General features: G+C 66.1%; 10 protein-coding genes and 1 tRNA gene. All 11 read right to left on the bottom strand.

What is annotated here, in order from left to right:
• Positions 1-651: 651 nt before the first annotated feature.
• The 11 genes from pnp to J7J50_RS11910 all read right to left on the bottom strand — a co-directional run bounded on the left by pnp (position 652) and on the right by J7J50_RS11910 (position 14,829).
• Positions 652-2,760 carry a polyribonucleotide nucleotidyltransferase gene (gene pnp / locus J7J50_RS11960; RefSeq protein ID WP_215057849.1) on the bottom strand — a complete coding sequence of 703 codons (2,109 nt, stop codon included), beginning with the start codon at positions 2,758-2,760 and terminating at the stop codon, positions 652-654.
• 258 nt (positions 2,761-3,018) lie between these two features.
• Entirely contained in the window at positions 3,019-3,279 is a 261-nt protein-coding gene (gene rpsO / locus J7J50_RS11955; RefSeq protein ID WP_057942725.1) for a 30S ribosomal protein S15, read from the bottom strand.
• A 316-nt stretch (positions 3,280-3,595) separates the two neighbouring features.
• Positions 3,596-4,525, bottom strand: coding sequence for a tRNA pseudouridine(55) synthase TruB (truB, locus tag J7J50_RS11950; protein ID WP_251044506.1), 930 nt, complete (start codon positions 4,523-4,525; stop codon positions 3,596-3,598).
• Positions 4,509-4,943, bottom strand: coding sequence for a heme-binding protein (locus J7J50_RS11945; RefSeq protein WP_057942723.1), 435 nt, complete (start codon positions 4,941-4,943; stop codon positions 4,509-4,511). Before J7J50_RS11945 ends, truB begins: the two co-directional genes overlap by 17 nt.
• A 369-nt stretch (positions 4,944-5,312) precedes the next feature.
• Entirely contained in the window at positions 5,313-5,720 is a 408-nt protein-coding gene (gene rbfA, locus J7J50_RS11940; RefSeq protein WP_215057848.1) for a 30S ribosome-binding factor RbfA, read from the bottom strand.
• A gap of 136 nt (positions 5,721-5,856) precedes the next feature.
• Positions 5,857-8,496 (bottom strand): translation initiation factor IF-2, encoded by a 2,640-nt coding sequence (gene infB / locus J7J50_RS11935; RefSeq protein ID WP_215057847.1) that lies wholly within the window; start codon positions 8,494-8,496, stop codon positions 5,857-5,859.
• Between the two features lie 212 nt (positions 8,497-8,708).
• Positions 8,709-10,196, bottom strand: coding sequence for a transcription termination factor NusA (gene nusA / locus J7J50_RS11930; RefSeq protein WP_215057846.1), 1,488 nt, complete (start codon positions 10,194-10,196; stop codon positions 8,709-8,711).
• Positions 10,197-10,264: 68 nt separating this feature from the next.
• Entirely contained in the window at positions 10,265-10,882 is a 618-nt protein-coding gene (rimP, locus tag J7J50_RS11925; RefSeq protein ID WP_215057845.1) for a ribosome maturation factor RimP, read from the bottom strand.
• Between the two features lie 296 nt (positions 10,883-11,178).
• Positions 11,179-11,255, bottom strand: a tRNA-Met gene (locus J7J50_RS11920).
• 452 nt (positions 11,256-11,707) lie between these two features.
• The gene (gene nuoN, locus J7J50_RS11915; RefSeq protein ID WP_215057844.1) at positions 11,708-13,153 is read right to left on the bottom strand and encodes an NADH-quinone oxidoreductase subunit NuoN; all 1,446 of its coding nucleotides are present in this window, start codon (positions 13,151-13,153) and stop codon (positions 11,708-11,710) included.
• Between the two features lie 158 nt (positions 13,154-13,311).
• Positions 13,312-14,829 (bottom strand): NADH-quinone oxidoreductase subunit M, encoded by a 1,518-nt coding sequence (locus J7J50_RS11910; RefSeq protein ID WP_215057843.1) that lies wholly within the window; start codon positions 14,827-14,829, stop codon positions 13,312-13,314.
• Positions 14,830-14,847 lie beyond the last annotated feature (18 nt).

The raw sequence follows: 14,847 nt of genomic DNA, 5'->3' as shown, positions 1-14,847 counted from the left end.
CGCATTGACTGGTGCCAGCGCGATACCGACCAAGCTGCGCCATGGGCGCGACTCGACATGGAAGTGATCGAACGCGCACAGCGAATCCGGACATACCGGCGGCACTAAAGCCAAACACTCCGCCTGCTGCCGATCCGCATGCCACTGACCGCTTGTGTGCGACGGCAATCGTTGTACTTGCGCGCCTCGCGCAGCAGCAGGAAAGGGCCGGATCGCGACGCTGTCGCGCCGCGCGGTCTTCAAGGAGCGGCATGGATCAAACCAGCCCCCGATTCATCCAACGAGTCCATGCCTGCCTGGACGCGATCATCCGTATCGCGAGCATGCTCAGGCACGCAGCCGGGCACATCAATCAGACTCGTATGAAATTAGCGCCCCGCTCATCGTGAAGACGGGTCGATCGCCGGCGGCTGCGCGGCGGCTGTGATCGAAGCGATCACGCCGCAGGGAGGATCGGGCGCCGCGCCCGATGCACAAGAAAGGCGAACAAGCGGACCGGGCCGGTCCGGCCTCGATCGGAAGGTCACCAGCCGCGCCGACGCGACCGGAACGGCTCCACGGCTTTTTTCGTCGCGGGCCCTTCGGAAACCCGCGCAAAGAAAAAGCGGGCCGAAGCCCGCTTTTTCCGAAGTACAGCGATGCGCGCGGCGATTACTCGGCCACGACGCCCTCGCCTTCTTCCACGGCCTTCATCGACAGACGGATGCGGCCCTGCTTGTCGACTTCCAGCACCTTGACCTTGACCACGTCGCCTTCCTTGAGCTTGTCGCTGACCTTCTCGACGCGCTCGTTGGAAATCTGCGACACGTGGACCAGACCGTCCTTGCCCGGCAGGATCGTCACGAACGCACCGAAGTCCATGATCTTGGCGACCTTGCCTTCGTAGATGCGGCCCGGCTCGACGTCGGACACGATCTGGTCGATGCGCGCCTTCGCGGCCTGCGCGGCGGCGGCGTTGACCGAAGCGATGACGATGGTGCCGTCGTCCTGGATGTCGATCTGGGTGCCGGTTTCCTTCGTGATCGCCTGGATGGTCGAGCCGCCCTTGCCGATCACTTCGCGGATCTTGTCCGGATGGATCTTCATGGTCAGCAGACGCGGCGCGTACTCGGACAGCTCGGTGCGCGATTCGGTGAGGGCGTGAGCCATCTCGCCGAGGATGTGCAGACGGCCGGCCTTGGCCTGCTCCAGCGCCACCTTCATGATCTCTTCGGTGATGCCCTGGATCTTGATGTCCATCTGCAGCGCCGAGATGCCCGTGGCGGTGCCGGCGACCTTGAAGTCCATGTCGCCGAGGTGATCCTCGTCGCCCAGGATGTCGGACAGGACGACGAAGTTATCGTCTTCCTTGACCAGGCCCATCGCGATGCCCGCGACCGGCGCCTTGATCGGCACGCCGGCATCCATCAGCGCCAGCGAGCTGCCGCAGACCGAAGCCATCGAGGAGGAACCGTTGGACTCGGTGATTTCCGAGACGATGCGGATGGTGTACGGGAACTCTTCCATCGTCGGCATCACCGCCAGCACGCCGCGCTTGGCGAGGCGGCCGTGGCCGATTTCGCGGCGCTTCGGGCCCATCATGCGGCCGGCTTCGCCGACCGAGTAAGGCGGGAAGTTGTAATGGAACAGGAAGTGTTCCTTGTACTCGCCCGAGACCGCGTCGATGATCTGACCGTCGCGCGCGGTGCCCAGCGTGGCGACCACGATGGCCTGGGTCTCGCCGCGGGTGAACAGCGAGGAGCCGTGGGTGCGCGGCAGCACGCCGACGCGCGAGGCGATCGGGCGCACGGTGTCGAGCGCGCGACCGTCGATGCGGACCTTGGTGCTCAGCACCGAGTTGCGCATGGTCTGGTACTCGAGCTCGCCGAATTCCTTCGACAGCTCGGCGTTCTGCCAACCGTCGGCTTCGGCGCGGCCGGCGAGGCCCTGCAGCACGTCCTTCTTGATCGCGCCGATGGCGTCGCGGCGCTGCAGCTTGTCGCGGACCTGGAAGGCCTGCTCCAACTGGCTGCCGACGGCGTCCTTCAACGCGCCGATCAGGGCGTTGTTCTTGGCCGGAGCTTCCCACGAGGACGGCTTGGTGCCGGCTTCGACGACGAGCTCGTTGATGACGTTGATGACCTTCTGCAGTTCGCGATGGCCGAACATCACCGCGCCGAGCATGACCTCCTCGGACAGCATCTTGGCTTCGGATTCGACCATCAGCACCGCGTTGGAGGTGCCGGCGACGACGAGTTCGAGCTCGGAATCGAGCAGTTCGGTCGCGGTCGGGTTGAGCAGGTACTGGCCGTTCTTGTAACCGACCTTGGCCGCGCCGATCGGGCCCTGGAACGGCGTACCGGCCAGCGCGAGCGCGGCGGACGCGCCGATCAGCGCCGGGATGTCGCCGTCGACTTCCGGATTCATCGACATCACCGTGGCGATGATCTGGACTTCGTTCTTGTAGTCTTCCGGGAACAGCGGACGGATCGGACGGTCGATCAGGCGCGAGATCAGTGTTTCCTTCTCGGTCGCACGGCCTTCACGCTTGAAGAAGCCGCCCGGGATGCGACCGCCGGCGTAGAACTTCTCTTGGTAATCCACGGTGAGCGGGAAGAAGTCCTGGCCCTCGCGCGCGCTCTTGGCGGCGACGGCTGCCACCAGCAGTACGGTGTCGTCCATCTTGACGATCACGGCGCCGCCGGCCTGACGGGCGATTTCGCCGGTCTCCAGGGTCACTTGATGGTTGCCGTACTGGAAGGTCTTGGTAATTTTTGCCACGTTGGGTTCCTTCGGTAACTATGCGTTCCGGTCGGGGCCCTTGCCCCGCTCCGGTCGGCCGCCGGCGCAGCGACCTGAGGTTTGTTGCGTTTCGCGCGCGCTCCGGCGCTGCGTCGCACGAGGCCGTGGGGCCCATCCAGTTCGACGGTCGCGCTCGCGTACCGTCGCTGGCGGCGTTGCTTCCTGCATCGCCTGCGGAACTTTCATGTCCGCCAAAACAAACCGCGGCGCATCGCTGCGCCGCGGTTGGGTGTCCGATTAGCGGCGCAGACCGAGCTTCTCGATCAGGGCCTTGTAGCGCTCGCCGTCTTTGCGCTTGAGGTAATCGAGCAGGCTGCGACGGCGGTTGACCATCATCAGCAGACCGCGACGGCTGTGGTGGTCCTGCTTGTGCTGCTTGAAGTGGCCGGTGAGCTGCTCGATGCGAGCGGTCAGCAGAGCGACCTGGACTTCCGGCGAACCGGTGTCGTTGGCGCCGCGCTTGTTGTCTTCAATTACCTTGCTGGTGTCGATCGACATGACTTATGTTCTCTGTAGATGCGGGGCCCGCAGAAGCGAATCGGTCGCGGAATTTCCGCCCCGACGCACCGCCTGGCCCGCCGCTTGCTTTAAGTGAGGATTGCCTTGCGAGCATCGCCCGAACCGATGGCTTTGGGCGAAGTGCTTGAAAAGCGGCGGAATTGTAACAGCCCGCGGCGGCGATTGCGACCTTGGATCGGTGCGGATCGACGATCCGTGCCCGGCCCGGGCGGCACGCAATCGGTGAGCGAACACGCTGTTCAGCTGGCTGCATGCGCCGGCGCCGCGGCCCGGTTGGACACGCCTTCGGCGCGGGTCAGCCCTGCGCCGCCCAGCGGAACAGCCGCTGCGGCTGCAGGCGGCCCTCGGCCTGACGCAGGCCCAGGCCCAGGCAGCGGCCGGCTTCGCCGAAAATCGCCACCAGCCCGGTCTCGCCCTCTTCGCACGCGACCGCCTGGCCCTGGCCCAGCCGATGGGCGGACGCGGCGTCGATCGAGACCCGGGCGAATTCGCTCAGGCCCGCTTCGATCGGCAGCAGATGGGCGTCCAGCGCCAGATCGCTGCCCTGCTCGGCCAGTTCGCGCAGTTGCTCCAGGGTGACCATGCGCGGCTGCATGAACGGCTCGACCCACAGCCGGCGCAGCACGCTGACGTGGGCACCGCAGCCGAGGGTTTCGCCCAGGTCGCGGACCAGGCTGCGCACGTAGGTGCCCGAGCCGCATTCCACATGCAGCTCCAGGCGCGGGCCGTCGCGGCCGGTCAGGGTCAGCGAATGCACGATCACGTCGCGCTCGGGCGCCTCGATGGCCTCGCCGCGGCGGGCCTTGGCGTACAGCGGTTCGCCGCCCTGCTTGAGCGCGGAATAGATCGGCGCACGCTGGCGGATGGCGCCGCGCAGCGGCGCGAGCGCGGCTTCGATGGTGGCGTCGTCGAGCTCGGGCACGGCGCGTTCGAGCAGCGGCGCGCCGTCGGCGTCGTCGCTGTCGGTGGTCAGGCCGAGCACGGCGGTGGTGGTGTAGGCCTTGTGCGCGCCGAGCAGCAGGCCGGCGATCTTGGTCGCTTCGCCGAAGCACAGCGGCAGCAGGCCGGTCGCCAGCGGGTCCAGGCTGCCGGTGTGCCCGCCCTTTTCGGCGCGGAACAGGTGGCGTGCCTGCTGCAAGGCCTGGTTGGAACTCAGGCCTTGCGGTTTGTCGAGCAGCAACAAGCCGTCGACATGGCGCCAATTGCGTTTACGCGTCGTGTTCAAGCAAGCCGTCCACCCCTGCCTGCGCGATTTGCGCGTCCTGGACCGACTGCATCCCGGACACGCCGATCGCACCGATCACCTCGCCGCCCACGATCAGGGGCAGCCCGCCATCCAACGGCAACAGATTGTCCATGCCGAGCAATCGCATGCCCAATCCGCCGGCAGCGACCGCGTCTTCGAACACCTTGGTCGGGCGGCGGAACTTCACTGCCGTCTCGGCCTTGGCCTGGGCCACGGGAATGCTCCCATATTGCGCCTGATCGAGCTTGTGAAGCATCACCAGATGGCCGGTGCTGTCCACGATGGCGATCACCATCGGCCAGCCTTCGCGCTCGGCCCGCGCCTGCGCGGCGCGCATGACCCGGCTGGCGGTTGCGAACGAAATCGGGGCACCGTAACGCGGGGGCAGCGTGGACATGCGAGGGCTCCTGGGAGAGAACACACGGCGGCGCGAACGGCGGCCGGTGGCGCGGGTTTGCGGAAACTCGGGGGCAAACGGGGGTGGCGTTCGGCCGGATGTCGGTCCCGCTCGGTGGGGTGCGGGTATGCGGGAGCTGCCGGGCTGTCGTCGTGGATGCGGTTTCGAGTCGGGGCTGAAGCCCCTCCCACAAAAGACATCGAAGCCACGAGGTTTGTTGTGGGAGGGGCTTCAGCCCCGACTCGGACCACCGAGCCCCGACGCAAACCCCGAAAGGCAGTCGCCACGGCCCCCGGTCGATCAACCGCGCAGCCATCCACCGGCCGCCCGCATCGGACGCTTACGCGCCCCGACCGGCGAAGCCGCCGATCACTCCGGCTTGCCGCCCTCGCCGTCTTCGCTCCCGCCTTCATCGGCGCGGGTTTCCAGATCGGGATGATCGCGCAGCAGGTTGTCGATGCTTTCGCCGCGATCGACCGAATCGTCGTAATGAAAATGCAGCTCGGGCACGTGGCGCAGCTTCATCGCCTTGCCGAGTTGGTAACGCAGGTTCGGAGCGAGTTCCTTGAGATCCTTGACCGCTTCGAGCGAGCGCTCGGGCTGCAGCGCGGTCACGAAGACCTTGGCATGGGCCAGGTCGCGCGAGATCTCGACGTCGGACACGCTGACCGACGGCAAGCCGTGCTCGCGCACGGCCTCGTGCACGATCTTGCCGAGCTCGCGACGCAATTGCGCCGAGACCCGGTCGGTACGGTGGAACGATTTGCTGCTGGGCATTAGGGTCCGGGAATCGGGAATCGGGAATCGGGAATCGGGAATCGGGAATGCTAAATCGTCAAAGCGCGAGCTGGAAACGGGAAAATCGGGAACCGTCGGCGACGATTCCCGATTCCCGATTTTCCATTCCCGGCTATTACAGCGTGCGCTGAACCTCGATGCGCTCGAAGCACTCGATCTGGTCGCCCGGCTTGACGTCGTTGTACGCCTTCACGCCGATGCCGCATTCGGTGCCGTTGCGCACTTCGTCGACGTTCTCCTTGAAGCGACGCAGCGATTCCAGCTCGCCTTCGAAGACCACGGCGTTGTCGCGCAGCACGCGGATCGGCTTGGAGCGCTTGACCACGCCCTCCACGACCATGCAGCCGGCGACCGCGCCGAACTTCGAGCTGCGGAACACGTCGCGAACCTCGGCGATGCCGATGATCTCTTCGCGGATTTCCACGCCGAGGATGCCCGACGCCACCTGCTTCACCTGATCGATCACGTCATAGATGATCGAGAAGTAACGCAGATCGACGCCGTTGCCTTCGATGATGCGGCGGGCCGAAGCGTCCGCGCGCACGTTGAAGCCGATCACCGTGGCCTTGGCGGTGGCCGCGGCGTTGGCGTCGGACTCGGTGATGCCGCCGACGCCCGAGCTGATCACGTTGATGCGGATCTGATCGTTGGACAGCGCGACCAGGGCCTGACGCAGCGCCTCGACCGAACCTTGCACGTCGGCCTTGATGACCAGGTTGAGGCTCAGCTGGCCCTCGCCCTTGCCCATCTGGGCCATGATGTCTTCCATGCGGTTGCCGGCGGCGGCGACCAGGCGCGATTCGCGGCGCTTGGCGTCGCGCTGCTGCGCCACGTCCTTGGCCAGACGCTCGTCCTCGACCACGACGAAGTCGTCGCCGGCGTCGGGCACGCCCGACAGGCCGAGCACCTGCACCGGAATCGACGGGCCGGCGAACTCGACCTGACCGCCGGTTTCGTCGAACAGCGCACGCACGCGGCCGTACTGCACGCCGCACACGAGGTAGTCGCCCTTCTTGAGCTGGCCCTGCTGGACCAGCACCGTCGCGACCGGGCCGCGGCCCTTGTCGAGCGAGGACTCGATCACCGTGCCGATGGCGCGGCCGACCGGAACCGCCTTGAGTTCCAGCACTTCGGCCTGCAGCGAGATCGCGTCGAGCAGATCGTCCACGCCGTCGCCGGTCTTGGCCGACAGTTCGACCATCTGGGTCTCGCCGCCGAAATCTTCCGCGACCACTTCCTCGGCCAGCAGTTCGTTCTTGACCCGCAGCGGATCGGCGCCGGACTTGTCGATCTTGTTGATCGCCACGATCAAGGGAACGCCGGCCGCCTTGGCGTGCTGCACGGCTTCCTTGGTCTGCGGCATGACGCCGTCGTCGGCCGCCACCACCAGCACCACGATGTCGGTCAGCTTGGCGCCGCGCGCGCGCATCGAGGTGAAGGCCGAGTGGCCGGGGGTGTCGAGGAAGCTGATCACGCCGCGCGCGGTTTCGACGTGGTACGCGCCGATGTGCTGGGTGATGCCGCCGGCTTCGCCGGAAGCGACCTTGGTGCGGCGGATGTAATCCAGCAGCGAGGTCTTGCCGTGATCGACGTGGCCCATGATCGTGACCACCGGCGGACGCGCGACCTTGTCGCCCTGCACTTCCTCGGCATGCGCGATGAGCGCGTCCTCGGCGGCATTGGCGTTGGTGCGCACGACGGTGTGGCCGAGTTCCTCGGTCACCAGCGCGGCGGTATCGAAGTCGATGCTCTGGTTGATGGTCGCCATGACGCCCATCTTGAACAGCGCCTTGACCACGTCGCCGCCCTTGAGCGCGAGCTTCTGCGCCAGATCGGCGACCGTGACGGTGTCGCCGATGGCGACTTCGCGAACGATCGGCGCGGTCGGGCGCGAGAAGCCGTGCTGGCCGCCGCCGGAACGCGACTGTTCGGACTGGCGGCGCTGCTGCGGACGGTTGCCGCCCTTGCCGCGCGAATTGGTGGTGCGGCGGGCGCGGTCGGACGGGCTCAGGTGCAACTGGCCGGCGAAGCGGTTGGCCGCATCGTCGTCTTCCACGCCGGCGACCATCGCGTGCGAGCCGCGGGTCTTGTTGCGCGGAGCGTTGTGATCCACGCGCGCGGGCGCGGCCGGCGCGGGCGGCTTGGGATGGCCGTGGCCGTGCGTGGCCGGCGGCTTGCGCACCGCGGTCGCGGTGGGCGCGTCATCCGTGCTCGGGACGATGGCGCTGGCGTCGGCGAGCTTTTCTTTCTGCTCTTCCTCGGCCTTGGCGCGCGCGACTTCCTCCGCGGCCAGACGCACCGCATCGGCGGCGTCGGCGCGGCGCTTGTCGTCGGCGGCCAGGCGCTGCTGCTCGGCGAGGTTGCGCTGCTTGGACTCTTCGAGCTTGCGCAGGATTTCCGCGCGCTCGTCGTCCGGCGAACCGGAGCCTGCCGGCTCGTTCGGGCGAACCAGGGTCACCTTCTTGCGCACGACCACATCCACCGTGGTCTTGTGCTTGCCGCCGCCGACAGTGATTTCCTGCTTGCGGCTGCGGTTGAGGGTGATCTTCTTCGCGGCGTCGTCGGTTTCGACAGGCTTGTCGGCCTTGCCGTGCGAGCGCTTAAGGAAGCCGAGCAGCTTGACTTTCTCGATACTGGTCACGACCTGGTCGGGGCCGCTGAACTTCATGCCGGCCTCGGCCAGCTGTTCCAGCAACTTCTCGACCGGCGTGTTCACCAGTTCGGCCAGCTTGCGGATGGTGGTTTGCTGCGACATTCGGTTTTCCGTGTCCTCTTGGCGCGGGACGCATCCCGCGCGTGATGGCGCCATTCTAGCTCCGCGCGCGCCCCTGCACCGGCTCGCGCAAGCCGTCTCGGCCTGCCCGCGGACCGGGCCGATGCCCGATCCTGCGAATCCGGGGCCGGCCCAGGGCCGAATCCCGGTTTGCCGCAAGACGCCTCGCCGGGCCTCTTGCGACTCGTGTCACCTCATTCGAACCAGTGCTTGCGCGCTTCCATGATCAGGGCGGCGGCACGTTCCTCGTCCACGCCTTCGATATCGGTCAACTCGTCGGTGGCCAGATCGGCCAGGTCGTCCCGGGTGACCACGCCGCGCGAAGCCAAGGTAAAGGCCAGCGCTTCGTCCATCCCGTCCAGCGACAGCAGATCGGCCGCCGGCTGATGCTCGTCGAGCTCTTCCTCGGCGGCCAGCGCCTCGTTGAGCAGGGCGTCGCGGGCGCGGGCGCGCAGTTCCTCGACGATGTCCTCGTCGAAGCCCTCCACCGCCAGCAGCTCGCCGACCGGCACGTAGGCGATTTCCTCGACCGTGCTGAAACCTTCCGAGACCAGGATGCCGGCGATTTCCTCGTCCACTTCCAGCTTGTCCTGGAACAGCTGGCGCGCGGCGGTCTGCTCGGCTTCGGACTTGGCGGTGACCTGATCCTGGGTCATCACATTGAGCTGCCAGCCCGACAGGCGGCTGGCCAGACGCACGTTCTGGCCGCCCTTGCCGATCGCCTGGGCCAGACGGTCCTCGGCCACGGCCAGGTCCATCGAATGCTTTTCTTCATCGACGATGATCGACTGCACTTCGGCCGGCGCCATCGCGTTGATGACGAACTGGGCCGGGTTGTCCGACCACAGCACGATGTCCACGCGCTCGCCGTTGAGCTCGTTCGACACCGCCTGCACGCGCGAACCGCGCATGCCGATGCAGGCGCCGATCGGATCGGTGCGGTTGTCGTGCGCGAGCACGGCGATCTTGGCGCGGTCGCCCGGATCGCGCGCGCAGGCCTTGATCGACACCAGGCCCTGGCCGACTTCCGGCACTTCCAGCTTGAACAGCTCCATCATGAATTCCGGCGCGGCGCGGCTGATGAACAACTGCGGGCCGCGCGGCTCGGTGCGCACGTCGAACAGGTAGCCGCGCACGCGGTCGCCGGCACGCAGCACGTCGCGCGGGATGCCCTTGTCCTTCGGGATGATGGCCTCGGCGTTGCCGCCCAGGTCCACGTAGATGTTGCCGCGCTCCACGCGCTTGACGATGCCGGTGACCAACTCCCCTACGCGATCCTTCCAGCCATCGACCACCTGCGCGCGCTCGGCTTCGCGCACGCGCTGCACGATCACTTGCTTGGCGGCTTGCGCGGCGATGCGGCCGAAATCCGGGTTTTCGATCTGCTCTTCGATGTAGTCGCCGACTTCCACGCCTTCGACTTCATCGATGGCGTCCATCATGCGGATCTGGCGATCCGGCGATTCCATGACCACGTCGTCGGCCACCACTTCCATGCGGCGGAAGGTTTCGTAGCTGCCGTCCTTCTGATCGATGCTGACGCGCACCAGCACGTCTTCGTCGTGGTAGCGCTTCTTCGCGGCCGAAGCCAGCGCGGCCTCGATGGCCTCGAAGATGACCTCGCGCGGTACGCCCTTTTCGTTGGCGACTGCGTCCACCACCAGCAACAGTTCCTTGCTCATTTCGTCACTCCGCACGGGTCGGCTCGCGCCGCCGGCTATTCGGGTTGGTAATAGGCGTCAGATTCAAATTACTTTTTCTTCGAAGCGCGCCGCTTGGGCGGCTTCGAAGGCTTGTCCTTGGGTCGGGTGCGGCCCGTATCGGCGGGCTGGCCGGGCTTGGTCGGCGCGAAACCCAGCGCGGCCCAGTCCGGCACGATCCGGCCCTTGTCGATATTCGTGAACGGCACGACGAAACGGCCGTCGTCGGGCGCGCCTTCGACCGAGAAGACCACCTGCTCGCCTTCGATGGCCAGGATCTGCCCCTGCAGGCGGCGACGGCCTTCGTGCGGCAGCTTCAGGCCGACCTTGACGGTCTCGCCGAGGAAGCGCGCGTAATGATCGAGCGTGAACAACGGGCGGTCGATGCCCGGCGACGACACTTCCAGCGTGTAGTTGCTGCTGATCGGGTCTTCGACGTCGAGCTGCGCCGACACTTCGCGGCTGACCGCTTCGCAGTCTTCGATCGAGACCGAGCGCGGCTGCTCGCCTTCGGGCGTAGCTTCGTACTCCGAGGCCGGCACGTCGATATAGATGCGCAGCGTTGCGTTGCCGGCCGCCGGCAGATATTCGATGCCGAGCAATTCCACGCCCAGCGACTCCACCGTCGGGGCGAGCAATGCGGCGATTTGCGTTGCTTTGTCCGTCACGCGCCTGAACTCCTGAGGGTTGCGACTGGCCTGACCATCTTCGTCAAACCATGTTTCCGCGAGCTTTCCGCCAGGCATCGCAACGATCGCCATCCGACCGCCGTACCACGCGAAAACCGCTGTCCACTGAAAAATCCGGTTTTCCGGATAACAAAAACAACAAGGGGCCCATCGGGCCCCTTGTCCGTACAACTGGATTTCGGTGTGTTCGCGCGAGCAGAGCGCGATCACAAAGCCCGAGCTTGGCGGCCAAAAAAGAAAGCCTCCTCAGAGGCTTTCCATCGACCAGCCGAAGCTGGTAGCGGGGGCAGGATTTGAACCTGCGACCTTCGGGTTATGAGCCCGACGAGCTGCCAGACTGCTCCACCCCGCATCAGGCCGACCATCATAACGGCCGGCGGAACTTACTGCAAGCCTGCAATCGATGTTTCGTGATTGCCGCTTACCGCTTCGAAAAATCTCCGGTGTCCCGGCTGTTTCCCCGGAGGAAAACGTTGATCGTTCGCAGGTGCGCAATCTTATGCCGTATTCAAAATATTTCAAGTCTTTTTCATGAATGCGTGCGATTGATGTTCGATCCGGCGGAAAACTTGGCCGCGCAGGTTCGAATCCCGCCCCGCTACCCGCTTCGCCGTTGCGACAGGAACTCGCCGCGCAAGCATGCCGAACGGCCATCCGGGCGCCGCTGCGCGCCGCGCCGGCGAATCCGCGCCCGTTGCCGGAAATTTCAAGCGCACGCCCACCGCCGCGCGCAGCGTGCGCCGCAAAAGCGAAAGGCCGGCATAAGCCGGCCTTCGATGACGCCACCGCGATGACGACGCGCGCTCAGATCATGAAAGCGCGCTGGCACCACTCCATGATCGGATTCCACACGATGCCCAGCGCGAGCAGGCCCAGTGCGTTGACCGCGAACACCATGCGCAGCGGGCGGTCCTCGCTCGGCGCCGGCAACTTGCCCTCGGGCTCGTCGAAGTACATGGCCTTGATCACGCGCAAGTAGTAGAACGCGCCGACCACCGCGAACACGATGCCGACGATCGCCAGCCACATCATGTCGCCCTGCAGCGCGGCCTTGAGCACCGCCAGCTTGGCCCAGAAGCCCAGGAACGGCGGCAGGCCGGCCAGCGAGGCCATCACGCACAGGATCATGCCGGCCATCCACGGATTGCGCGCGTTGAGGCCCTTGTAGTCGTCGATCTGGTCGGCTTCGAAACCGCGGCTGGACATGACGACGATCGCGCCGAAGGCCGCGGCCGTCATCAGCGAATAGCTGATCGCGTAGAACATCGACGCGGCGAAACCCTGCGCGCCGCCGCCGGCCATGCCCATGAACAGGAAGCCGACATGGGAGACGGTCGAATACGCGAGCAGGCGCTTGAGATTGGTCTGCATCAGCGCGCTGAGGTTGCCGATCGCCAGCGACAGCACCGCAAGGCCGGCGAGCAGCAGGCGCCAGTGAGTGTCGAGGCCGTTGGCGCCGACTTCGAGCAGGCGGTAGGTCATGCCGAACGCGGCCAGCTTCGGCGCGGCGCCGATGAACAAGGTGATCGGGGTCGGCGCGCCCTGGTAGACGTCCGGCAGCCACATGTGGAACGGCGCGGCGCCGAACTTGAAGGCGATGCCGGCGACCACGAACACCACGCCGGTGATCAGCATCAGCGAGGACGGGCCGACCGAGCCGGCCAGCGCGATCTTGTCCAGCATCAGGCTGCCGGTGGCGCCGTAGATCAGCGACAGGCCGTACAGCAGAAGGCCCGAGGCCAGCGCGCCGAGCACGAAGTACTTGATCGCCGCCTCCGACGCCAGCGGGCTGTCGCGATCCACCGCGACCAGCGCGTAGGAACACAGCGCGAGCATTTCCAGGCCGACATAGACCATGGTCAGGCTGCCGGCGGACACCAGGAACATCATGCCGGCGATCGCGAACAGCATCAGCACGCCGACTTCGCCCTTGTACAGGTTGCGCGCGCGCAGGTAGGGCCAGGTGTAGATCAGCGAGAGGATGCCGACCACGCCGATGGCGAGCTTGAGCACGTCGGCGGCGGTATCGCGTACGAACATGCCGCTGAGCACGGTGCCCTGCCCGCCCACGTCGAAAGCGACCAGCGCGGTGGCGACGGCGACCACGACGATCGAGAACACGTGGGAGATGATGCGGTTGCGCTCCTCGACGAACAGATCGAGCATCAGCAGCGCGAACGCGCCGACGACGACCACCAGTTCGGGCAGCAGGGGCATCACGTCGGCGAAGGATCTAACGGGCATGTTCATTAGTGAATCTCTTGGCGTATCCGGCCCTGTTCGAGCCTTGCACTAGGAACGAGTGGAGAGAAGCGAGAGGTGAGCTGCGGTGATCGCGCTTCCAACTCGTTCCTCACTGCTCGCTTCCACTCACTTCTCCACCGCGCGGGCCGGGGCCCGCGCGGCGCTTACAACTTGCTGGCGACGATCTGGCTGGCGAGATTGGCGATCGCCGGCTCCATCAGGTCGGTCAGCGGCTTCGGCCACACGCCCAGCACCAGCACGCCGACCGCGAACACGCCCAGCACCAGCGCTTCGCGCGGGTTGAGGTCTTCCATCTCGGCCACGTGGGCGTTGCCGACCTCGCCCCAGATCACCCGCTTGACCAGCCACAGCGTGTAGCCCGCGCCGACGATCAGCGTGGTCGCCGCGCCGAAGGCGATCAGCGGATGCTGCTGGAACGACGCCAGGATGACCATGAACTCGCCGACGAAGCCCGAGGTGCCCGGCAGACCGGAGTTAGCCATCGCGAACAACACCACGAACGCGGCGAACCACGGCATCACGTTGGCGACGCCGCCGTAGTCCTTGATCATGCGGCTGTGCATGCGGTCGTAGAGCACGCCGACGCAGGTGAACATCGCGCCCGACACGAAGCCGTGGCTGATCATCTGCACCATCGCGCCCTGCAGGCCCAGGCGCGCCGCGTCGGTGCCGTGCGCATCGCCGTTATGGACCAGGTAGAACGCGATGAAGGTGCCCAGGGTGACGAAGCCCATGTGCGAGACCGACGAATACGCGATCAGCTTCTTCATGTCTTCCTGGACCAGCGCGACCAGGCCGACGTAGATGATCGCGATCAGGCTCAGCGCGATCACCAGCCACGCGTACTCGTGGCCGGCGTCGGGCACGATCGGCAGGACGAAGCGCAGGAAACCGTAGCCGCCGATCTTCAGCATGATCGCGGCCAGGATCACCGAACCGGCGGTCGGCGCTTCCACGTGCGCGTCCGGCAACCAGGTGTGGACCGGGAACATCGGCACCTTGACCGCGAAGGCGATCAGGAAGCCGAAGAAGATCCACATCTGCTCGGTGGCGCTGAGCTGCAGCGCGTACATGTCCGCGAGCTGCCAGCTGCCGCCCTTCAGGAACAGGTAGATCAGCCCGACCAGCATGAACACCGAGCCGAGGAAGGTGTACAGGAAGAACTTCACCGACGCGTACACGCGGCGCGGGCCGCCCCACACGCCGATGATGATGAACATCGGGATCAGCATGCCTTCGAAGAAGACATAGAACAGCATCGCGTCCAGCGCCGAGAACACGCCGACCATCAGGCCTTCGAGGATCAGGAACGCGGCGTAATACTGGCTCACGCGCTTGTCGATCGAGGTCCAGGCGCTGATCAGCACCAGCATCGAGGTCAGCGTGGTCAGCGCGATCAGCGCCGCCGAGATGCCGTCCGCGCCGAGGTGATAGCGGATGTCGTAGGCCGGGATCCACGCGCGCTGTTCGACCAGCTGCATGCTCGCGCTGGTGAAGTCGGCATGGGTGAACATCAGCACGCTCGTGGCGAGCGTGGCGATGGCCACGACCAGCGCGAACCAGCGCGCGGCGTTGGCGCGCTCGTTGCCGAACGCGAGGGTCGCCAGGCCGCCGAGGATCGGCAGCCAGATCAGGATGCTAAGCAAGGGCACGGTGTTCACGTCTGGTGTCCTTGTCGA

The sequence above is a fragment of the Lysobacter sp. ISL-50 genome (assembly GCF_018612875.1).
Classification (GTDB): domain Bacteria; phylum Pseudomonadota; class Gammaproteobacteria; order Xanthomonadales; family Xanthomonadaceae; genus Lysobacter.
The sequence above is the reverse complement of the archived record's forward strand: the minus strand, read 5'-3'. Positions and strand labels throughout refer to the sequence as shown.